This window comes from Massilia sp. Root351, from assembly GCF_001425045.1.
Lineage (GTDB): Bacteria > Pseudomonadota > Gammaproteobacteria > Burkholderiales > Burkholderiaceae_D > Rugamonas.
On record NZ_LMDJ01000006.1, the window covers coordinates 35020 to 56873 of the forward strand.

General features: G+C 66.7%; 16 protein-coding genes and 1 riboswitch. Of the genes, 4 read left to right on the top strand and 12 right to left on the bottom strand.

Annotated elements, in window-relative coordinates:
* Window positions 1-3: 3 nt before the first annotated feature.
* The 8 genes from mmsB to ASD15_RS10555 form a co-directional block, all read right to left on the bottom strand.
* Window positions 4-891: a 3-hydroxyisobutyrate dehydrogenase gene (mmsB, locus tag ASD15_RS10520; protein ID WP_057154805.1), complete on the bottom strand. Its 888-nt coding sequence runs from the start codon at window positions 889-891 to the stop codon at window positions 4-6.
* Window positions 888-2027, bottom strand: a complete 1140-nt coding sequence (locus ASD15_RS10525; RefSeq protein WP_082551738.1) for an enoyl-CoA hydratase/isomerase family protein — start codon at window positions 2025-2027, stop codon at window positions 888-890. Before ASD15_RS10525 ends, mmsB begins: the two co-directional genes overlap by 4 nt.
* Entirely contained in the window at window positions 2024-2806 is a 783-nt protein-coding gene (locus ASD15_RS10530; RefSeq protein ID WP_057154806.1) for an enoyl-CoA hydratase, read from the bottom strand. Before ASD15_RS10530 ends, ASD15_RS10525 begins: the two co-directional genes overlap by 4 nt.
* 9 nt (window positions 2807-2815) lie before the next feature.
* A complete protein-coding gene (locus ASD15_RS10535; protein WP_057154807.1) occupies window positions 2816-3976 on the bottom strand; it encodes an acyl-CoA dehydrogenase family protein in 1161 nt (386 codons plus the stop codon).
* Between the two features lie 10 nt (window positions 3977-3986).
* A complete protein-coding gene (locus tag ASD15_RS10540; protein ID WP_057154808.1) occupies window positions 3987-5492 on the bottom strand; it encodes a CoA-acylating methylmalonate-semialdehyde dehydrogenase in 1506 nt (501 codons plus the stop codon).
* Between the two features lie 151 nt (window positions 5493-5643).
* Window positions 5644-5862: riboswitch (cobalamin riboswitch) on the bottom strand.
* Between the two features lie 399 nt (window positions 5863-6261).
* On the bottom strand, window positions 6262-6675 hold the full coding sequence (locus ASD15_RS10545) for a RidA family protein (RefSeq protein ID WP_229418143.1): 414 nt from the start codon (window positions 6673-6675) through the stop codon (window positions 6262-6264).
* Between the two features lie 142 nt (window positions 6676-6817).
* Window positions 6818-8605 (bottom strand): thiamine pyrophosphate-requiring protein, encoded by a 1788-nt coding sequence (locus ASD15_RS10550; protein ID WP_057154810.1) that lies wholly within the window; start codon window positions 8603-8605, stop codon window positions 6818-6820.
* 65 nt (window positions 8606-8670) lie between these two features.
* The gene (locus tag ASD15_RS10555) at window positions 8671-9897 is read right to left on the bottom strand and encodes an MFS transporter (protein ID WP_057154811.1); all 1227 of its coding nucleotides are present in this window, start codon (window positions 9895-9897) and stop codon (window positions 8671-8673) included.
* Between the two features lie 141 nt (window positions 9898-10038).
* Here ASD15_RS10555 and ASD15_RS10560 point away from each other — a divergent pair, with 141 nt between their 5' ends.
* The gene (locus tag ASD15_RS10560; protein ID WP_057154812.1) at window positions 10039-11352 is read left to right on the top strand and encodes an HD-GYP domain-containing protein; all 1314 of its coding nucleotides are present in this window, start codon (window positions 10039-10041) and stop codon (window positions 11350-11352) included.
* Here the strand turns inward: ASD15_RS10560 and ASD15_RS10565 are convergent.
* On the bottom strand, window positions 11349-11978 hold the full coding sequence (locus tag ASD15_RS10565) for a response regulator transcription factor (protein ID WP_307188274.1): 630 nt from the start codon (window positions 11976-11978) through the stop codon (window positions 11349-11351). The genes ASD15_RS10560 and ASD15_RS10565 overlap by 4 nt on opposite strands.
* Before the next feature lie 112 nt (window positions 11979-12090).
* Between ASD15_RS10565 and ASD15_RS10570 the strand changes: the two genes are divergently transcribed.
* Window positions 12091-13626 (top strand): winged helix-turn-helix domain-containing protein, encoded by a 1536-nt coding sequence (locus tag ASD15_RS10570; protein WP_082551740.1) that lies wholly within the window; start codon window positions 12091-12093, stop codon window positions 13624-13626.
* A gap of 145 nt (window positions 13627-13771) precedes the next feature.
* Here the strand turns inward: ASD15_RS10570 and ASD15_RS10575 are convergent, their stop codons facing one another.
* From ASD15_RS10575 to ASD15_RS10585, 3 genes are all read right to left on the bottom strand, one after another.
* Window positions 13772-14521 (bottom strand): tetratricopeptide repeat protein, encoded by a 750-nt coding sequence (locus ASD15_RS10575; RefSeq protein WP_082551753.1) that lies wholly within the window; start codon window positions 14519-14521, stop codon window positions 13772-13774.
* Between the two features lie 8 nt (window positions 14522-14529).
* Entirely contained in the window at window positions 14530-16662 is a 2133-nt protein-coding gene (locus tag ASD15_RS10580; protein ID WP_057154815.1) for a bifunctional 2',3'-cyclic-nucleotide 2'-phosphodiesterase/3'-nucleotidase, read from the bottom strand.
* A 69-nt stretch (window positions 16663-16731) separates the two neighbouring features.
* The gene (locus ASD15_RS10585) at window positions 16732-17523 is read right to left on the bottom strand and encodes an ABC transporter substrate-binding protein (protein WP_157200894.1); all 792 of its coding nucleotides are present in this window, start codon (window positions 17521-17523) and stop codon (window positions 16732-16734) included.
* 269 nt (window positions 17524-17792) lie between these two features.
* Here ASD15_RS10585 and ASD15_RS10590 point away from each other — a divergent pair, with 269 nt between their 5' ends.
* Together ASD15_RS10590 and ASD15_RS10595 are read left to right on the top strand one after the other, a co-directional pair.
* Window positions 17793-20354 (top strand): TonB-dependent receptor, encoded by a 2562-nt coding sequence (locus ASD15_RS10590; RefSeq protein WP_229418145.1) that lies wholly within the window; start codon window positions 17793-17795, stop codon window positions 20352-20354.
* 116 nt (window positions 20355-20470) lie between these two features.
* Window positions 20471-21823: an MFS transporter gene (locus tag ASD15_RS10595; RefSeq protein ID WP_057154818.1), complete on the top strand. Its 1353-nt coding sequence runs from the start codon at window positions 20471-20473 to the stop codon at window positions 21821-21823.
* The last annotated feature ends 31 nt before the right edge of the window (window positions 21824-21854 follow it).

The following is a 21854-nucleotide window of genomic DNA, read 5'->3' on the forward strand; positions in this document are numbered from 1 at the left end:
CCGTCACTCCCTGAGCAGCGGCTGGATAATGCTGCTGAAATCCAGCCCCCCGGAGCCCGACAGGCTATGCATCCCATACAGGTTGCGCGCCAGTTCGCCCAGCGGGACCGCGCAGCGCGCCGCGATGGCCGCTTCCGCCGCCAGCCCCAGGTCCTTGTGCATCAAATCCACGCCGAATCCGCCGCTGTAGCCGCGCGCGGCCGGCACGTTCTCCATCACACCCGGGTACGGGTTATACAGTTCCAGCGCCCAGTTGCGCCCCGAGCTCTTGCCCATGATGTCCGACAGCACCTTCGGGTCCAGCCCGTGCGCCGCGCCCAGCGCCAGGGCTTCGGCGGTGCCCGCCATCAGTATCCCCAGCAGCATGTTGTTGCAGATCTTGGCCACCTGGCCCGCGCCGCTGGCCCCCGCATGGAAGATATTCTTGCCCATGGCGGACAAATAGGGCCGCGCGCGCTCCAGCGTGGCCGCCTCGCCGCCGACGATAAAGGTCAGCGTGCCGGCCGCCGCGCCTGCGGTGCCGCCTGACACCGGCGCGTCCAGCGCCGCCAGTCCGCGCGCCGCCAGCGCCTGCGCCACCGCCTGTGCCGTGGCGGCGGCAATAGTGCTGCAGTCGACTACCAGCGCGCCGTCCGCAATATGCGGCACGATGCCTTGCTGGCCGAGGTAAAGGCTGTGCACGTGCGCGCTCGCGGGCAGCATGGAGACAACGACGTCCGCGGCTTCCACGGCGGCGCGGGCGGACGGCGCGCTGCGGGCGCCGGCGCCGGCCAGGCTTTGCACGGCGCCGGCGGACAAGTCGAACACGGTCAGCTCATGGCCGGCCTTGAGCAGGTTGTGCGCCATCGGGGCGCCCATGTTGCCCAGGCCGATGAATGCGATGTGGCTCATGCGGTTTTCCCTTCGAGGTTCAGCGGGGCGAAAAAGCCTTCGCCCCAGGTTTCACTCACGTCGGCCAGGCTGGCGGGCTGCCAGCGCGGCTGATTGTCCTTGTCGATGATGAGGGCGCGGATACCTTCGGCGAAGTCCGGCCGCGCCGCGCATACCAGCGAGACGCCCAGTTCCAGCTGGAATACCTCGGCCAGCGAGAGGTGTTTGGCGCGCTGCTGGATGGCGAAGGCCAGCCAGGCAGCGCCCGGCGAGCCTTTGCGAAGGGCAGTGGCCGCCTTCTGCAGCCAACGGTCCTCGCTTTCCAGCGTTGCGATGCGCAGCACCATGTCGCCGAAATTGCCGCTGGCGCACAAGTCGTTGATCAGGTCGTAGTGCTCGCGCAGCGGGCTGGCGGGGGCGGGCGGTGCGCACTGCTGCAGGCGAGCGAGCAGGCCGTTCAGATGCTCGTGGTTGGCGGCCGGCGCCTTGGCCCATTCCTGCGTTTGCAGCATGTCGATCAGCCGCGCCTTGTCCGTGTGGGCCGCGCGATAGTCCGCCAGGCGGGCAAACTGCGCGTCCGCCGCGCTCAGCGCGGCGCCGGTGAGCGCGAGGAAGGGGCCGGTGTGGCCGGGCGCGCGGTTCAGGAACCAGCTGCCGCCCACGTCCGGATACAGGCCGATTGCCACTTCCGGCATCGCCAGCCGCGAGCCTTCGGTAACCACGCGATGGCTGGCGCCCGCCATCAGCCCGATGCCGCCGCCCATCACGATGCCGTGCCCCCACACCAGCACCGGCTTGGCATAGGTATGGATGCGGTAGTCCAGCGCGTACTCGCGGCTGAAGAACTCCAGCGCGTAGCTGTTGGCCAGCGGATCGGCGGCCTGCGGCGAGGCGTGGTGCTCGCGCATGGAACGGTACAGCTGCTGCAGGTCGCCGCCGGCGCAGAACGCCTTGTCTCCCGAGCCCTCCAGCATCACCAGCATGACGGCCGGATCGGCATCCCAGGCCGCCAACTGCTCATCCAGCAGCGTGATCATCTCCAGCGATAGCGCGTTCAGCGTAGCAGGCGCGTTCAGCGTGGCCACTCCGATCAGCGACTCGCCGCCGGCTTGGCTGCGGCAGGGCAGGGTGCGGAACAGTACCGGCGCCTCGCTCATGCCTGCCTCCACACCGGCTGGCGCTTCTCGAGGAAGGCCTGCACCCCTTCGCGCTGGTTGGCGCCGCCGAACAGGCCGACGAAGGCTTCGCGCTCGGCCGGCAGCACATGCGCCATCGGCTGGCGGCGCGCGCCCTGGATCAGCTGCTTGCAGGCCTGCACGCTGGCAGGGCTTTGTCTGGCCGCCTGCGCCGCGAGCGCCAGCGCGCGCGGCAAGGCGCCGCCGGTTTCCACCACTTCCTCCACCAGACCGATGCGCTGCGCCGTGGCCGCATCGACGCGTTCGCCGCACAAAATCATGCGCTTGGCCCAGCCTTCGCCCACCAGCCACGCGAGGTTCTGCGTGCCGCCCGCGCAAGGCAGCAGGCCCACGGCGGCTTCCGGCAGTGCCATCTGCGCCTGCGTTTCGGCGATGCGCAAGTCGCAGGCCAGCGCGCATTCCAGTCCGCCGCCCATGGCATAGCCGTTGATGGCCGCAATCGACACGCCACGGAAGTCCGACAGCGCCTCGAACGCCGCGCCGAACAGGCGCGCCATCTCATGCGCCACCGCCACGTCGCCGTCCGCAAACAGCTTCAGGTCGGCGCCGGCCGAGAAGAACTTGGCGCCGCCGCCGGTCACCACCAGGCTGTAGACGTCCGGATTGGCGTTCAGGTCTTCCACCAGCCGGCGCAGCTCGCGCAGGCTGTCCGTGGTCCAGGTGTTGGCCGGCGGGTTGGCCAGCGTGAGCACGGCGGTGTGCTCCATGATCTGCAATTGCAAATTGGTGTAGGTAGTCACTGGGTCTCCTCAGAGGTTTTCTTCGGTTGGTGCATGCTGCAATAAATGGCGCGCCACGATCACGCGCATGATCTCGTTGGTGCCTTCCAAAATCTGGTGCACCCGCACGTCGCGCAGGAAGCGCTCCAGCGGATAGTCGCGCAGGTAGCCGTAGCCGCCGTGGATCTGCAGCGCTTCGTTGCAGACTGTGAAGCCGGTATCCGTCGCCAGCCGCTTGGCCATGGCGCAGTAGATGCCCGCGTTGGCCGCGCCCGCATCGAGCTTGGTGGCGGCCAGCCGCACCATCTGGCGCGCCGCCACCAGGCCGGTCTGCATATCGGCCAGCTTGAACTGCAAGGCCTGGAAGTCGCCCAGCACGCGCTTGAACTGCACCCGCTCGCCCATATGGCGCTGTGCGCTGTTCAGTGCAGCCTGCGCCGCGCCGATGGAGCAGGTGGCAATGTTGATGCGGCCTCCGTCCAGTCCGCGCATGGCCAGCTTGAAGCCGTCGCCTTCGCGGCCCAGCAGGTGCGAGGCGGGCACGGGCACGCCGTCAAAGCTGATGGCGCGCGTGGGCTGGCTGTTCCAGCCCATCTTCTCTTCCTCCCGGCCGTAGCTGATGCCGGGCGTGTTGGCGGGCACCAAAAAGGCCGATATGCCGCCCGCGCCGGCCCCGCCGGTACGCGCCATCACCACCAGCGCGTCCGTCGCGCCGGCACCTGAAATGAAGGCCTTGCCGCCTGTGATGACGTACATGCCGTCCTCCAGCGCGGCGGCGGTGGTCAGCGAAGCGGCGTCCGAACCTGCGCCGGGCTCGGTCAGGCAATAGGAGGCCAGCTTGCGGCCCGCCGCCAGGTCGGCTATCCATTCCTCGCGTACCTCGGGCTGGGCCCACTGCGCGATCATGGCGCTGGCCATGTTGTGGATGGTGAGATAAGCCGTGGTGGAAGGGCAGGCGCGCGCCAGCTCCTCGAACACCACGGTGGCGTCCAGCCGCGACAGGCCCAGCCCGCCCATGGCCTGCGGCACATACAGGCCGCAGAATCCGAGCTCGCCGGCATGCGCGATGGTCTGGCGCGGAAAGATGCTTTCCGCGTCCCAGCGTGCAGCCTGCGCCGCCATTTCGCGCGCGGCGAACTGGCGCGCGGCGTCCTGGTAGGCGCGCTGGTCCTCGTTCAGTTCGAAGTCCATGACGGGCTCCTTACTTGAGCGAGATGGTCGTGTTCACGCCTGCTGTCACCGCCGCGTCGTCGAACCAGCGTGCGGTGATGGTTTTGGTCTGGGTGTAGAAGGCCACTACCTGCTTGCCGTAGGGGCCAAGGTCGCCCAGCTTGGAGCCGCGCGAGCCGGTGAAGGAGAACAGCGGCACCGGTACCGGGATTGGCACGTTGATGCCGACCTGGCCCGCATCCACGTCCTCCTCGAAGGTGCGGGCCGCCGCGCCGGACTGCGTGAACAGTGCCGTGCCGTTGCCGTTCGGGTTGGCGTTGATGATGGCGATGGCTTCCTTCAGCGTGGCCGCGTGCATCACGCACAGCACCGGGCCGAAGATCTCCTCCTTGTAGACCGCCATGTCCTGCGTCACGCCGGAGAACACGGTGGGGCCGACGAAGTTGCCGCTTTCGTAGCCGGGCACGGTCGGCGCTCGTCCGTCCAGCTCCAGCTTCGCGCCTTCCTCGACGCCCTGGCCGATCAGCTGATGCACGCGGGCCTTGGCCTTGCGCGAGATCAGCGGACCGATGTCGGTGCCAGGCTCAGCGCCGGCGTTGATGGACAGCGTCTGCGCCTTCTTCACCAGGTCCGGCAACCACTGCTGCGCTTGGCCGACCAGGATCACCACCGACAGCGCCATGCAGCGCTGGCCTGCCGCGCCGAACGCCGCTCCAGCGAGATTGTTCAGGGTCTGCTCGCGGTGCGCGTCCGGCAGCACGACGGCGTGGTTCTTCGCGCCCATCATGCACTGCGCGCGCTTGCCGGCCAGCGTGGCGCGCTGGTACACATGCGTGCCGACCGTAGTGGAGCCGACGAAGGACACGGCCTTGATATCGGGATGGTCGCAGATGGCGTTGACCACGTCCGCGCCGCCGTGCACCACGTTCAGCACGCCCGCCGGAATTCCCGCCTGCAGCGCCAGCTCGGCCAGGCGCATGGTCACCATCGGGTCCTGCTCGGAGGGCTTGAGGATGAAGGTATTGCCGCAGGCGATAGCCATCGGGAACATCCACAGCGGAATCATGGCCGGGAAGTTGAACGGCGTGATGCCGGCGCACACGCCCAGCGGCTGGTGCACGGTATAGGTGTCCACGCCGCCGGCCACGTTGCTGGCCAGTTCGCCCATCTGCAGCTGGCCGATGTTGGCCGCGTGCTCCACCACTTCCAGGCCGCGAAACACGTCGCCCTCGGCGTCGGCCAGGGTCTTGCCCTGCTCGGCGGTGAGCAGGGCGGCCAGTTCGGCCATGTGCTCGCGGATCAGGGCCTGGTACTTGAGGAAGATGCGGGCGCGGGCGCCGATGGGCGTTTTGCGCCAGGTCTGGAAGGCCGTCTTCGCGGCGGCGACGGCTTGCGCCATTTCGCCGGGCGTGGCGTGCGGCACGCGGGCGATCACTTCCTGGGTGGCGGGGTTGACCACATCGCTCCAGTGCTCGGTGCGCGAGTCGATGAAAGCGCCGTTGATGAGGAGTTTGACGGTGGGAATAGCAGTAGCCATGGTGTGCGTTCCTTGTTGGGCGGCGCGGGCACGTCTCAAGCGCGCGTTGTGCCGCCAGTCTGCAAAAGTAAGCCGAACGGCGTCTCCCGCCGCGCGGCACCCGCCACGCGCCTTCCGCACGTGGCCAGACCCTGCGCCGCCATGGAGCGGGCGGCGCTGAAGATCAACAGGCCGGTATCCGGGCTTGCAAGTCTTGCTGCTTCGCCTTCCCAGTCTGGTGGACCAGTGGCGTGAATGAAGCAGCCGCACTTGCCTACCGTTGCGGAGGCAGCAGGGGCTTGGGGCACGCGATGATGGGTACGCGCCGACCACTTTCCCGTTTAACGCAGGACAAGAACTTGCCCGGCGCACCTGTTAAATAAAGATTAGCACAACACATGACGTTTACGTAAACGTAATTTGTTTTTTACGCATGACCTTGCAAAGTATCGCCTCACGAAAACGCGTGCATCGCGTGCAAGTCATTGAATTGACTGAATATTCGTGGGAGTGTCGTTTCATGAATCGTTTCATCGAATCCGGCCCTGTGGATGTTTTATCCGCGCTGCGGCAGTCGCGTCCCTCGCTGAACCGGGCAACCACGATGCGCATGGTGAAGGCGCTGGGCAGCCAGGTGGTGGTGCGCGGCGCTGCCCGACGGCCGCTTCCCCGGCCTGCCATACCCCTTCGAGGACATGCGGCCGCAAGGCTTCCCGGGCCGGAGTCTGGCGCACGGTTTAGCTGGCGTGCTGCAGGTGCCGCAGCAGTGCATTTGCAGGCCACAACCGCGTCAGCCGCGATCAGGAAGAACCGCACGGAAGGTGACTTCCACCAATTGTGAAGGAAATGCGAGCCTTGATACACCGATGATATTGCTTGCGCACTGGGGCTGGTCGCAACCATACATCGCCTTTCTGACTTTTGCGCCGGCAGTAAAGGCGGCATCAACATCGAGCACGTACAAAGTTTCTTCGACAACGTCGTCCAGGGTGGCGCCGTAGCGGGCCAGCAGCGCTATGCCATTGAGGTAAGTCTGGTGCAGTTGCGCTTCCATGTTGGAAAAATCGACAGGCTTGCCATGTGCATCGAGAGCGGCCGGCGCCACTAGCGCGCCCTCGCCATCATGGCTCAGTTGGCCCGAAATATAGATCGTGTCCTTGACCTTGACGGCTTGCACGTAGCCAAAGGCCTTTTCCCATGCCACGCCTAAGTTCTCACATCTCTTTTCTACTGACATCTTGGTTCGCTCTCTGGAATGAATGAGGTGCGGCTGGGCTGCCTTGCACCGGGTACCGAAGAATAGCGTTCCATTTAAAGCGTCGCCTCCCTCAATAGTCAGAGAAGCGCTATGGCTTTGGCGGGAACCACGAATCCCAGGTCTCCTTGATCGTCGCCTTGATAATGGCAATCGAATCCGGGTCGCCCTTGAGCAGCGCAGAAAAGTAGGCGCGGGCCTGCTTGAGCGACACGTCCGGCGGCAGCGGCGGCACGTTCGGGTCGGTCACCATCTCCAGCACGCAGGGCCGGTCGCAGCGCAGCGCTTCGTCCCAGGCTGGGCCCACGTCGTTCGGGTGCGAGACGCGGATGCCTTTTAGCCCGAGCAGCTCGCCGTACGCCGCGTACGGAAAATCCGGCAGGCCTTGCGACGGCGCGTAGCGCGGGTCGCCGCCAGTGCCGCGCTGCTCCCAGCTCACCAGGTTAAGGTCGCCGTTGTTCAGCACCATCACCACCAGGCGCGGGTCGGCCCATTGCCGCCACAGGCGCGCCACGGTGATCAGGCCATTGATGCCGTTCATCTGCATGGCGCCGTCGCCGGCGAGCGCGATCACGGGCCGCTCGGGCCAGGCGAATTTGGCGGCGATGGCGTAGGGCACGGCCGGGCCCATGGTGGCGAGGCCGCCGGACAGGCTGGCCATCATGCCGCGCCGCAGCCGCACGTCGCGCGCGTACCAGTTGGCCGACGAGCCGGAGTCGATGGTGAGGATGGCGCTATCCGGCAGGCGCGACGACAGTTCCCAGAATACGCGCTGCGGGTTGAGCGGATCGGCCTCGTTCATGGCGCGCGCCTCCAGCACGCGCCACCAGCGCTGCACGTTTTCCTGGATCAGCTGCTGCCAGCTGCGGTCTGTCTTCCGGTGCAGCAGCGGGATCAGCGCCGCCAGGGTGGCCTTGGCGTCGCCCACCAGGTTCAGTTCCATCGGATAGCGCAGGCTGGTGCGGCGGGCGTCGATGTCGATCTGCACGCCGCGCGCCTGGCCTTCTTTCGGCAGGTACTCGGCATAGGGGAAGGACGAGCCCACCATCAGCAGCGTGTCGCAGCCGTTCATCATGTCGTGGCTGGGTTTGGTGCCGAGCAGGCCGATGGCGCCCGTCACATATGGCAGGTCGTCCGGCACGGCGGCTTTGCCCAGCAGGGCTTTGGCGATGCCCGCGCCCAGCAGGTCGGCCACGGCGATCAGCTCGTCGGTGGCGTGCAGCGCGCCGGCGCCGGCCAGGATGGCGACTTTGCCGCCGGCGTTGAGGATGCCGGCAGCGTGCTGCAGGGCGTCGACGGACGGCTGCATGCTGGCGCTGAGCGCGCCGATGCCGGTGTGTAGCGAGCCGTGTTCGCGCGGCGGCTTGGGCACGGCGGGCAGGTCTTGCACGTCGTTGGGGAAGATAATGCAGGTGACGGTGCGCTGCTCCTTGGCGATGCGCATGGCGCGGTCGACCAGGTGGCGCACTTGCGCCGGGTCGTTCGCCACGTGCACGTATTCGTGCGCCACGTCCTTGAACAGGGAAAGCAGGTCCACTTCCTGCTGGTAGTCGCCGCCCATGGCCATGCGCGCCTGCTGTCCGATGATGGCAACCACGGGCTGGTGGTCCATCTTGGCGTCGTACAGGCCGTTGAGCAGGTGGATGGCGCCGGGGCCGGAGGTGGCCAGGCAGACACCGGTCTCGCCGGTGAACTTGGCGTGGGCGGTGGCCATGAAGGCGGCCATTTCCTCATGGCGGGGCTGGATGAATTCGATCTGTTCCTGCCGCCCGAAGGCACCGACGATGCCGTTGATGCCGTCGCCGGGATAGCCGTACACGCGCCGCACGCCCCATTCGCCCAGGCGCTGCAAGAGGAAATCGCCCACTGTCGAAGACATGGCTGGCCTTCCGCAAGGTTTGCAATGTGGCCATGGTAGTGAGCCGGGCGCTGCGGCGGCGCACGCTACTCCTCGGAAACTTGGACGCGGATGGCGAGCAGGTAGAAGGCGAGCGACGCCAGCGCCACGGCCAGCAGCACCAGCAGCAGGATGGTGGGTACGCCGTAGTGCACCAGGCCGGCCACGGCCAGCGGGCCGGCGGCGCGCGAGATCAGCGCGGGGCCGGCCAGGGCGCCGGAGATGGCGCCGTAGTGGCGGCGGCCGAACATGGTCTGCGGGATGGTGCCGCGCACGATAGTGAGGATGCCGTTGCTCATGCCGTACATCATGCAGAACAGGGCGGCGGCCCAGGCGTGGGAGCCGAACAGCAGCAGCGCCAGCAGGGCGGCTGGCAGGGCGCCGAAAGTGACCTTGCCGACCGTGCGGGGCAGGGCGTTGCGGCCTACGGTCATTTCACCGATGCGGCCGGCCACCTGCATGGGGCCGACCAGTGCGGCCAGCCAGACCGCCAGCGCGGCGGTGTGGCCGTACTGCTGCAACAGCGGGATCAGGTGCACGGATAGCGCGGAGAAGATGAAGCTGTTGGCGGAGAAGGCGAAGGCGAGCTTCCAGAAGGCCGGGTGCCGGATGGCTTCCGGCAGCGTGTGCTCGCGCGGCGTCGCTTCCACGGTGGGCGGCGCGGCGGCCGCTGCCGCTGCCGGTTCCGGTGCGGCGGTGGGGTGCGGCGGCAGGTGCTTGCTGCCTGGGAGCAGCAGGTGCAGCGGGAAGCTCAGGAGCAGCTGCGCGGCGGCGTATACCAGGCAGGTGTCGCGCCAGCCGGCGCGGGCGTCGAGATACTGGGTCAGGGGCCAGGAGACGGTGCTGGCGAAGCCGCCAAACAGCGTAAGCGTGGAGATGGCTTTGCGGCTGTCCATGCCGAACTGGCGGTTGATGGCGGCGAAGGCCGCTTCATACATGGTCATGGCCATGGCCAGGCCGAGGATGGTCCAGGCCAGGTAGTAGGCGGGCAGGCTGTGCATACGGCTCAAGATGGCGAAGCCCAGCGCGCCCAGCACGGAGCCGGCACCCATCACGCTGCGCCCGCCGTGCCGGTCCAACAGCGCGCCGATGGGCGCGGCGGCCAGGCCGGACACCAGCAGGCTCCATGAGAACGCGCCCACCACCGATGCGCTGCTCCAGCCCGTCTCGCGCCGGATCTCGGGCGCCAGGATGGCGATGGCGTAGTACAGCGCGCCCCATGACATGATCTGCGTGCAGGCGAGGATGGCGAGGGTCTTCCAGCGTAGGTGCATAAACGGTTCGGCAAATGGTGTAGCCGACAGTGTAGCGTCGGCCTTGCCAGCTTGTCAGCATTGCTGGACTGACCTTTCAGCCTGGCCTGGTTCGCGCTAGGATAGGCTGGCTGGTTCGCTGGCTTCCGTTAAGGGTTTCGTATGCTGAAAAAAATTCCGGTTGCACAACTGAAAATTGGTATGTACATCGACCGCATCTGCGGCTCGTGGATGGCATGGCCGTTCTGGCAAAAGACGATTTTACTGGAGCGCACCGAGGATCTGGAGAAGATCCAGGCGAGCAGCTTGCGCGAGGTCTGGATCGATACCGCCAAGAGCCGTCCCGCTGCACTGGCCGGGATGGGCGGCGCCGGCGGCGAGGGCGGCGCGGAGGAGGACGCGGAGGGGGACCCGGGGGCGCCGGAAACGCAGCCGGAACCGGAGCCCAAGCAGGCGCAAGCGGCGGGCCGCGCAGGGCTGTCCACGGCGCCGCGCCGGGCGCTGGCGTCCATCGCGCCGGTCGGCATGGGCGACGAGGTCCAGCATGCCGTCAAGCTGCTCAGCAAATCGCGCGACGCGGTGCACTCCATGTTCAACGAGGCGCGCATGGGCAAGGCGGTCTCGGTATCGGACGCCGTGCCGCTGGTGGAAGAGATCGCGGGATCGGTGATGCGCAACGCGGGTGCACTGATCGGCCTGGCACGCCTGAAGACCGTCGATGACTACACGTACATGCATTCGGTGGCCGTGTGCGCGCTGATGATCGCGCTGGGCAAGCAACTGCAGCTAAGCGATGAGGAAATCCGCCAGGCTGGGTTGGCTGGCCTGCTGCACGACATCGGCAAGATGGCAGTGCCGGCTGGCATCCTGAAAAAGCCCGGCAAGCTGACGGACGAGGAATTCGGCGCCATCAAGGCCCACCCGGCCGAGGGCCACAGGATGCTGGCGGCTACTCCGGGCATGGCAGCCATGGCGCTCGATGTTTGCCTGCACCACCATGAAAAGGTCGATGGCAGCGGCTATCCCGATGGCCTGAAGGGCGACGAAATTTCACTGTACGCGCGCATGGGCGCGGTGTGCGATGTGTACGACGCCATTACCTCGAACCGCCCTTACAAGCCCGGCTGGTGCCCGGTCGAGTCGCTGCGGCGCATGGCTGAATGGAGCAAGGGGCATTTCGACCCGGTGGTGTTTTCAGCGTTCGTCAAATGCGTCGGCATTTACCCGGTGGGCACGCTGGTGCGGCTCAAGTCCGAGCGCCTGGGCGTGGTAGTGGAGCTGACGGCGGGTCAGTCGCTGATCCAGCCCAAGGTGCGGGTGTTCTATTCAGCCAAGGGGCACGCCTACCTGCGCCCGGAGCTGGTGGACCTCGCTTCGAAGTCGGCAAACGACAGTATCGTCAGCCGCGAGGACGCCGCGGCCTGGGGCTTGCAGGATATCGACCGCTATTGGTCCGGCCATACGCAGTTCGCTTAAATCTCGATGATACCGCGCCGGATGGCGATGGTGACGGCGTGCGTGCGGTCGTTGGCGCCCAGCTTGGCCAGCAGGCCGCTCATGTGCGCCTTCACGGTTTCTTCGGCGATGCCCAGTTCCGCCGCCACGCGCCGGTTGGAGTTGCCCAGCGCGACCAGCCGCAGCACGTCGATTTCGCGTGCGGTGAGTGCGTCGGCGGCGAAATAGGCGGCCATTTCGGCGGCGATCTCGGGCGGAATGTGCTGCTGCCCGTCATGCACCTTGCGTATCGTGGCCAGCAGGTCGTTGCGCAGCATGCTTTTCAGCAGATAGCCGGCCGCCCCGGCTTTCAGCGCGCGCAGCACCTGCACGTCGCCCTTGTAGGTGGTGAGCACGATGATGCGCGCCAGCGGGTCTTGCGCGCGGATGGCGGCGATGGCGTCGATGCCGTTCATGACCGGCATCTGCAGGTCCATCAGGGTCACGTCCGGCCGGTGCTGCAGGTATTGCGCCACCGCCTGGGCGCCGTCGCCGGCCTCGGCCACCAACTGCACGTCCGGGCAGTGTTCAAGCACGGCGGACAGCCCCTCGCGCAGCAGGGGGTGGTCGTCGGCAACGAGAACGCGGATGGGAGGCGGATGATTCACGGTCAACAACTTTGTTAAAGGCAAACATTTTACACGAGACAAGCGACTTTTACGGTCTGTATACCCCAATCGGGGGTAGGGCATTGTGCAGTGCCGCGTTACGCTGCGCCATATGGATACATTGCTGGAACAGGACACAGATGCGATCGCATTCGGCCGCTACACCTTGCTGCCGGGACGGGGCGAGCTGCACGCCGGATGCGGAGAGGACGACGGGGCCGCTGGCCGTGTCGTGGCCCTCGGGCCGCGCGCCACGGCGGTGCTGATGGCGTTGATCGCGTCGCGCGGCACCGTGGTGAGCCAGAACGAGCTGCTGGCGCTGGCCTGGCCGGGGCAGGACATCCACGCCAGCAATTTACGGGTGCAGATTGCTGCGCTGCGCAAGGCGCTGGGCGAGGACCGTAACCTGATCGGCACGGTGGCGGGGCGGGGCTATGTGTTTTCGGGGCGGCTCAGCGCCGTGCCGGCCGCCGCCGCCGCGTCCGCGCGCGGCGCGGCGCGGCCCTGCACGCGCCAATTGCCGCTGCCGATGGCGGAAATGATCGGGCGTGAAGCCCAGTTGCAGGATGCGCTGGCACGGCTGCAGGGCTGCCGCCTGCTCACGCTGGCGGGCACCGGCGGCATCGGCAAGACGTTGCTGGCGCTGGCCATGGCGCACCGCACCGCCGCGGCATCCACCGGCAGCGTGGCCTGGGCCGAGCTGGCCGACGTATGCGACGCGCCCGGCGCCGGCGCCGCCGTGGCCTGCGCACTGGGCATGGGCGCACGGATTCCGGCCGAGGCGGGCGACGCCGCAGCCGGTACCGCAACCCGTGCTGCATCCAGTGCCGCATCCGGTGCCGCGCCAGGCGCGGCCGCTGCCCGCGCCGAAGCCGGCTTCGCCCATACCTTGGCCACGCTGGCTGCCCACATCGGCGATCAGCCTATGCTGCTGGTGCTGGACAATTGCGAGCACCTGGCCGATGCGGCTGCGCGGCTGGTGGAGGAACTGCTGCAGCGTTGTCCGCAACTGCGGCTGCTGGTCACTAGCCGCCAGCCCTTGCTGGCCGCCGGCGAAACCGTGTGGCGCGTGTCGCCGCTGGCGGTGCCGGACGTGGACGTGGTCGATAGCGCGCACCTGCTGCAATACAGTGCGCTGCAATTGTTCGTGGCCCGGGTGCGGGCGGCGGACAGCGGCTTTCATCCCACGCCGCGCATGGCAGTGCAGATCGCGGCGATATGCCGCAGGCTGGAAGGCTTGCCGCTGGCGATAGAGCTGGCGGCGGCTTGCGTGCCGGCACTGGGCGTGGAGCAGACCGCGTCCGGCCTGGATGACATGCTGCGGCTGCTGCGCCGTGGCCGCCGCAATGCGCCGCTGAGGCACCAGTCGATGCGCGCGGCGCTGGACTGGAGCTACGCGCTGCTGGCCGAGCCGATGCGCTGCGCCCTGCGGCACCTGTCCGCGCTGCCGGATGGCTTTACGATGGAGGCGGCGGTCACAGCGCTCGCGCCGCAGGGTTTTTCCCTGTACGAGGCGATCGATGCGCTGGCCGGGCTGGTGAGCCATTCGCTGGCGCTGGTGGACCATGGCGGGCCGCGCGCCCGCTACCGGCTTTCGGCCACCACACGGGCGTATGCGCTGGAGCTGAGGAGTGGGGTGGCGGGGTGAGGCTGGCCTGACCGGTTACGGCGCGTGGTGGCGCCTGACCCGCGCTACCGGCGAGCAAGCAGGCGCCACGGCTCAGCAATGGCGACGCGGCAATTCCCCGGGACGATTGAACGTGCGCGTAAGCCGGCATGAGCCGCCAGCGGCCCTAGTACTTGTTCCAGTTGTTGCGGCGGTGCTCCGACGCTTCCTTCAGCAAATGGCTGGCGCGCAGCGCGTCGTCGTTCTGCACCGCCAGCGCCAGGTCTTGCAGCGCGGGCGGGTACTCGTGTTCGGCCGCGTCTTCCAGCAATTCGAGTCCCCTGGCTTCGTCGCGTTCCACGCCCACGCCGTAGCGGTAGGCGTTCGACAGCAGGAACATGGCGTGCGCGTTGCCCAGCTCGCTGGCCAGGGCCAGCCACCTGGCCGACACCGCCGCGTCCTTACGCACGCCGTCGCCGTTGGCGGCCATCTGGCCCAGGGTCAGCGCGGCCTTGGCGTGGCGCGCCTCGGCGGCCTGCCGGTACCACGGCCAGGCCTGTTCCGGCGCGCCCGGCTGGGCGGCCAGCCCGGCCTGGGCCGGCAGGCCGCCGCGCAGCAGCTCGCCTAACTGGTAAGCCGCTTCCGCGTCGCCGGCGCGCGCCGCGTGCTCCAGCAACTGGCGCGCCGCGCCCTGGCGCTCCGGCTGCTTGCGGTACAACGTGCCCAGCTCCCGCTCGGCCACCGGCAAGCCTTGCCGGGCCCAGCGTTGCAGCTGCTGGCGCGCCTGCGGATCGCCGGTCTGCGCCGCCGCCATGGCGGCCGCTTCGATCTGCGCGGCCGACGGCGCCTCCGCTGACGCGGGCGCCTGCGTGCTCCACACCAGCACCGCGCCCGCCAGGATCACCGATGCACCGGCCAGCAGATGTGCGCTTTTCATGGCCGGCATCACTTGCTCAGGTCTATCGTGTACTTGGCGAAGCCGCTGGCATCCAGCCCGCCTTCCGCCGCCACGCTGGCCAGGCCGCTGGCCTTGGCCTGCGCCAGGTGGCCCGGCGCCGAGCGCAGGATCACCGGGCCGGCGGTGGCCACCTTCACAAAGCTCCAGCTGCGCGCGCTGCCGTTGGCCGCCAGGGTCACCTTGCCGCTGGCCTTGCCCAGCGCCTGCAGGTAGTTGCTCACCACGGTCTGGTTCGCGTCCGGCGACTTGATGATGGTCTTGCTGCCGTCGATGCCGGGCACCGCGCCGCCGCCGCCGGCGCGGTAGTCGTTGGTGGCCACGATGAAGTCCTCCGCGTCCGCCACCGGCTTGCCCTTGTACGTCAGGCCCACGATGCGGCTGCCGGCCGGCTTGGTCACATCGATCTGGTATTTCAGCTCGTTGTTCTCGGCGTAGAACACGTCGTAGTTATAGATGGTGCCGTAGCTCGGCACCAAGTCCTGCTCGGCGGTCTTGGCCGGGTCGATCTGGCCGAACTGGCGCGCCGCCGTTTCCAGCCAGGCTTTCAGGTCCGAACCCTTGATCTTCACCGCCTGCAGGTTGTTGTTGCTGTACAGGTAAAGGTCGCCCGGATTGCGCACCTGCAGGCCCACCGGCGCCGCCGCGCTGGCGCCCGGCGCCACGTCGGTGAAGTCGGATGGGCCATTGCGGCCCGCCTTGAATGGCGCGCTGCACGAGATGACGGGAATCGCTTTGTAGCTTGCCAGCGTGGCGTCGGTGCTGGTGGCGATAAAGTTCTTCACGTAGTCGATCTGCGCCTGGTTGACCAGCTGGATCGCGCTCACATCGCCTGCCAGCGCGAAGTAGGCCGACATCTGGAAGTCCGTGCTCACGCCCAGCGGCTGCTTGGCGTAGGCGATGGTGGCCGCGTGCTCGCTGGCCACTTGTGCGGCGATGGCCGGATCGGCCTTGACGTTGGTGCTGCCGTCGGTGTACTTGAAACCGCGCGATTCCACCGTGGTCTTGTCCGGGACAACCACCCATTTCGCACCCTGGTACACCAGCTGCAGCTTGATGATGCCCAGGCGCCGTCCCCAGCTCTGCGCCATCACCGTCGGCACGCCGTTGACAAAGCCGTTGGCGCCGTCCACGTTGGCGCTGGCCGGAAGGCTGGAGAAAGACGGGTCCAGCGCGGCCGCGCCGGTCTCTTTCCCTTTCGGGAAGATCAGGTGCGAGTGGCCTATCATCAGCGCGTCGATGTCCATGCCGGGCGAGGTCAGGTGGTAGCTGGCGTTCTCCATTTTCGGGCTGTAGGCGCTGGTGTCGATGCCGCCGTGCGACAGCGCCACCACCAGGTTGGCGCCCTTGGCGCGCAGCTCGGGCACGTACTTGCGCGCCGCTTCCACCGCGCCGCTCACGGCCACCTTGCCGGCCAGGTTTTTCTGGTCCCATTCCAGGACCTGCGGCGGCACAAAGCTCATCACGCCGATATTGAGCTTCACGCTGACCGGCTTGCCGTCCGGGCCGGTGCCCGTGAAGTCGCGCGCCAGCATGGTGTAGGGCTGGAAAATCGGCTTGTCGCTGGCCACGGCGGTCACGTTGGTCAGCACCAGCGGGAAGGCGGGCGCGCCGCAGTTGCCGGCCGGCTTGCTCACGCCGGGGATGCCGAATTCGGTATTGGTCACCTGGCTCAGGTAGGGCAGGCCGTAGTTGAACTCGTGGTTGCCCATGCCGCCGGCGTCGAATTTCATGCTGTTCATGGCCTTGTGGATGGCCAGCGTGGCGCTGCACGCTACCGGCGTGGTGACCGCCTGCAGGTCGCCCAGCAGCGTGCCCTGGATGGTGTCGCCGTTGTCGAGCAGGATATTGTTGGGGAACTCGGCACGGGCGGCCTGCACCAGGGTGGAAGTGCGCTCCACGCCCAAGGTGGCGTCTTCGGCCAGCGAGTAATAGTTGTAGCTCATGACGTTGGCATGCAGGTCGGTCGTCTCCAGCAGCGCCAGGGTGACGGTGGTGCCTTCCGCATAGGGCGCCGGCGCCGGGGCGGGCGGCGCGGCGTCGTTTGAGCAGCCTGCCAGGCCGGCAGCGGTCATGGCAGCCAGGGTGGCTGCGGCGGCCGCCAGGATCTTGTTGTTGGTCATTGCAATGCTTCCGTCGGTTGATAACGGCAAGACTTTACATTGCTCTAATGACAAGCGCGTGACAGTTTCCTATCGTGCGCAGGGCGCCAGCGTAATCTGGTGGCGGGCGGTGCTGGCGCGCCACAGGGCGTCGCAGGGCAGGGAGGCCAGCGCGGCGTTCAGGCGCAGCAGCAGCGCCTTTTGATGCGGGCCCACGAACAGGCGCCGCGCGAACGGCGGCGCGCCCGGTTCGGGGATGGCGGCCAGCTTGCCGGCAAACTCCGCCTCGCCCTCGATGGCGCCATACAGCAGGCGGTTCATCTGCGTGAAGTCCACCCGGCCGAGCGCCACCTTGCGCAGGTTCAGGCGCTCGGCGCCCGTGTCCTGGCGCTGCAGGCCGCCGTCCTCCACCAGCCGCTCCAGGTTCAGGTAGCGGTAGCCGATGATGGCGCCGAAGCGCAGCCCGCGCAGATCCTCCACCGATTCCAGCTGTGGTGTGGAACTGGCGGCAAATATCAGCACGTTATGGTCGTAGAAAACCGGCTCGCTCCACAGGAAGCGCGGATTGCGGTCCTCGTTTACGAAGCCGGGCGACAGCAGCAGGCCCACGCCGTCGAAGGAGGCCGGATTGCGCATGCTGGCCAGCATCAGGCGCTGGCGCGGCACGTGGCGCAGCCGCAGCCGGTAGGCGCCTGCCAGATGGACATTCAGCCGCGCCACCAGGTCGGCCGCGATACCGCTGCCGTCCGGGTTCAGGAAGGGCGGCGATAGATAAGTGTTGTACGCATCCAACTGCTGCTCGGCGCACCGCGCCGGGACGGCGCCCGCCAGCGTGGCGAGCAGCACAGCCAGTACGGCCAGCAGCGTGGGCATTTTCCGCACGGGCGTCCTTTATCCATAGGCTAGTTTGGTGCAGTATAGTGCGGCGCCATGGTAATGTCTCGGCGCGCACGCGCTGGCAACGATACCGAAAACGATATCGGAAACGGTTAAAATTTGATTGGATTGAATTCGCACTGCCGTCATAAGATGGCTTCGAACTGGCAGGGCTGGCAAGTTGGCAGGTTGCCTTGCATACATAATTAAAACAGACGGAGACCTTTATGGAACGGACCACCGGCCCAATCGCGGCCAAAACTTCTACTTTTATCTTGAAAGCCTCTGTCGGGTCGCTGCTCGCAGCGGGCTTGCTGAGCAGCGCCTCCGTCTGGGCGCAACAGGCTCAAGCCGCAGCCGATGCGGCCGGACCGGTCGTGACCGTGACCGGCGTGCGCAAGGCGGCGCAAAGCGCGCAAACCATCAAGCGCAACGCCGATGAGGTGATCGACTCCATCGTCGCCGAGGAAGCCGGCAAATTCCCGGACAAGAACGTGGCTGAAGTGCTGGGCCGCGTGTCCGGCGTGCAGATCCGCCGCGAATCCGGCGAAGCCAGCTCCATCATCGTGCGCGGTCTGCCCGGCCTGGTAACCCTGTTGAACGGCCGCGAGATCTACACCTCCAACGGCCGCAGCTTGTTCCTTGCCGACATCCCGACCACCATGCTGCAGCGCGTGGACGTCTACAAGACCCAGAGCGCGGACATGGTCGAAGGCGGCACCGCCGGCGTGATCGACGTGCGCACCTCGCGTCCGTTCGACTTCAAGGGCTTCACCGCCAACCTGGCCGGCCGCGTGGAAAACCGCAACCGCGCCGAGACCAACGACCCGCAAGCGTCGGGCATGGTCTCGAACCGCTGGAAAACCGGCTTTGGCGACGTCGGCGCCTTGCTGGGCCTGTCCTACCAGAAGGGCAACTACCACGACGAAGTGACCTGGAGCGCGCCGCCGGATCACCTGGTGCCGGGCGACCCGGCCGCCACCGGCCCGATCGACGTGGGCCACGTCAACGCCCTGGGCAAGCGCGTGCGCCTGTCGGCTAACTGGGCCTTGCAATGGCGTCCGTCGAACACGGTGGAACTGTACGCCGAAGGCTGGTCCACCCGCATCGACCACGACATGGAGCGCCAGTTCTTCCTGGGCGGCGTGGGCTGGAACCCGAACTCGACCTACACCTTCTTCCCCGGCACCAAGCAGGTGGCCACGTTCTCTTCGACCAACCCGAACGGCCTGTTCGCGCTCAGCTCCAACCAGGCGCCGCAGGACGATTCCGAGAGCCACCAGGGCGCCATCGGCGCGCGCTGGGACGTCACCCCGGACCTGCGCGTGACCACGGAATTCTCGCGCGTCAACAGCCGCTGGAAGCAGGAATTCCCGATCCTGGAAATGACCGCCAGCCCGACCAAGATCGAAGGCAGCACCTATGTCAACGGCGGCGCGTACTTCAACTACCCGGGTTACGACATGACCAACCCGGCCAACTACAAGCTGGGTGCCTTTATCGACAACTGGCAGGCCTCGGGCGGCCAGTCGAACGACTGGCGGGCGGACGCCATCTACAACAACGGCGAAGAAAATTTCTTCCGCGAATTCAGCGCCGGTGTGCGCCTGGCCCAGCGCAAGGCCTCGTACCAGCATGAAAGCATGAACTTCCTGCCGGTGCCGGCCAACGCGCCAGCCGTGACCGCGCTGCCGGGCATGCTGTGCCCGTCGATGAACCTGGCCAACGACTACGGCATGAACCAGTGGCTGGTGGCCTGCGCCGGTTACCAGCACAGCAATATCGACGCAATCCGCAAGCTGTATGGCCGCGATGGCCGCACCGCGCCTGATCCTTACTCGCTGTACCGCAATGCTGAAGACACCACCGCCTTCTACGGCAAGACCCGCTTCGGCTTTGACGCCTTCGGCGTGCAGTTCGACGGTACCGCCGGCGTGCGCGTGGTGCGCACTCAGTTGGACGTGAACGGCTTCAGCAACATCAACGGCAATCCGGTGGCCGTCAACCGCGACGTGTCCACCACCGACGTGCTGCCCAACATGACCCTGAAGGCCACGCTGCGCAAAGACTTGATCGCCCGCCTGACCGCCGGCAAAGCGGTCCAGCGTCCGAACTTCGGCGACTTCAATCCGGGCGTCTCGCTGGGCGCCACGCCGGATGGGGCAGGCATCTATGGCGGCAACGGCGGCAACCCGGACCTCAAGCCCATCACGGGCAAGAACGTAGACGCGGCGCTGGAATGGTACTTCGCCCCGACCGGCAGCGTGACGGCCACCGTCTTCAAGCACAAGTTCGAGGACTACGTGATCCGCCGCCTGAGCCTGGAACAGATCGACGGCAAGACCTACCGCATGGACCGTCCGCGCAACGTGAACGACGGCCAGCTGGAAGGCATCGAACTGGGCTACCGCCAGTTCTACGATTTCCTGCCCGGCTGGCTGAGCGGGTTCGGCCTGGAGGCGAACTACACCTACATGAAGGGTCACCTGATGGAGGACGGCAAGAAGAATCCTTTCCAGGGCATGTCGAAGAACGCCTACAATATCGTCGGCCTGTATGAGCGCGGCCCGTGGTCGGCCCGCGTGGCCTACAACTGGCGCAGCCGCTTCGTTGACACCTACAACTACCGCGCCCTGGGCCTGGACCTGATCGTCAAGCCGATCAAGACCGCCGATGCGTCGCTGTCGTACAAGATCAACGACAACATGGGCGTGACGCTGGACGTGGAAAACCTGCTGGACCGCACGTACAACGACTACCACGGCATCGAGACCAACCCGCGCGACGTGCGCCGCTACGACCGCACCATCGGCCTGTCGCTGCGCTGGAAGATGTAATTCGCGTCACCGCAGGGCGGGTTGGCGGGGCGATGCCCCGCCGCCCGCCGGAGCCGCCGCGCCGCAAAGCCCGGCGGCTTTTGCAGTTTTTGATTCGCACCTGTATCGGAAGAAATATGCATACCCAAAAGCTAAGCACGCTGGAAAAAATCGGCTTCGGCGCCGGCGACATGGCGCTGAACGTGGTGATCTCCTCGATGATGCTGATCATCACCTTTTTCTACACCGACATCTACGGCCTGCACACGGCCGACCTGGCGATGCTGTTCCTGGTGGTGAAATTCGTCGGCGCCGCCGCCGACCTGGTGATGGGCCAGATCACCGACCGGTTCACCAGCCGCTGGGGCCGCTACCGCCCTTACTTCCTGCTGCTGGCCGTCCCGTACGGCATCAGCGTGTTCTTCGTGTTCTCGACCCCGGACTGGGGCTACGACGCCAAGCTGCTGTGGGCCTACTCCACCTACATCCTGATGACCATCATGACGGCGGGCGTGGGCATCCCCTACATTTCGCTGCCGAGCAGCCTCACCAGCGACCCGCAGGAACGCCTGTCGGCCAACGGCTACCGCCTGTTCTTCGCCAAGATCGCCGGCTTCCTGGTCACCATCGTGGTGCCGGTGCTGGCCGAACGCTGGGGCAGCGGCAATCCGGCGGCCGGCTACCAGGCCGCCATGGCCGTGATGGCCGCCATGGGCGTGGCGCTGTTCCTGTTCTGCTTCTTCACCACCACCGAGCGCGTGACCCACGTGGTCGAGCGCCAGTCGCTGTGGGTGCAGCTCAAGCTGCTGCTGCGCAATGACCAGTGGCTGATCCTGTGCGGCGTCTGTGTTACCGGTACTATCGGCTACGTGCTGCGCGGCTCGGTGGCCATCTACTATGCCAAGTACTACCTGGGCGGCAACACCGCCGTGGTGTCCACCTTCATGTCCATCGGCGTGGGCGCGGCCATCCTGTCGATGATCGCTTCCACCTGGATCACCAAGTTCTACTGCAAGGTCAAGCTGTTCCGTTACAGCCAGATCGGCGTGGCCATCATCAGCGTGCTGATCTACGCGCTGGTGAAGCCGGGCGACATCATGCTGGCCTTCGTGCTGTACTTCCTGCTGTCCTTCGTGGTGGACCTGCACGCGCCAGTGTTCTGGTCGGCCATCGCCGAGACCATCGACTACGGCCAGGTGAAAACCGGCAAGCGCGTGTCCGGCTTCGCCTTCGGCGGCATTTCCGTGTGCCAGAAGGCGGGCATGGGCGTGGCCGGCGTGCTGGTGGGCGTGCTGCTGACCTATTTCAACTACCAGCCCAACCAGGAGCAGACCCCGTTCGCGCTCACCGGCATTGCGCTGATGCTGTCGATTATTCCCGGCTTCTTCCACTTCCTGATGGGCCTGCTGATGTTCAAATACCGCATCAGCGACCAGTACTACACCGAAGTGAAGGCCGAAATGAAAACGCAAGGCTATGCCGCTGGCTGACCCTTGCAGGCAAAATTTTTAGAAAACGGAG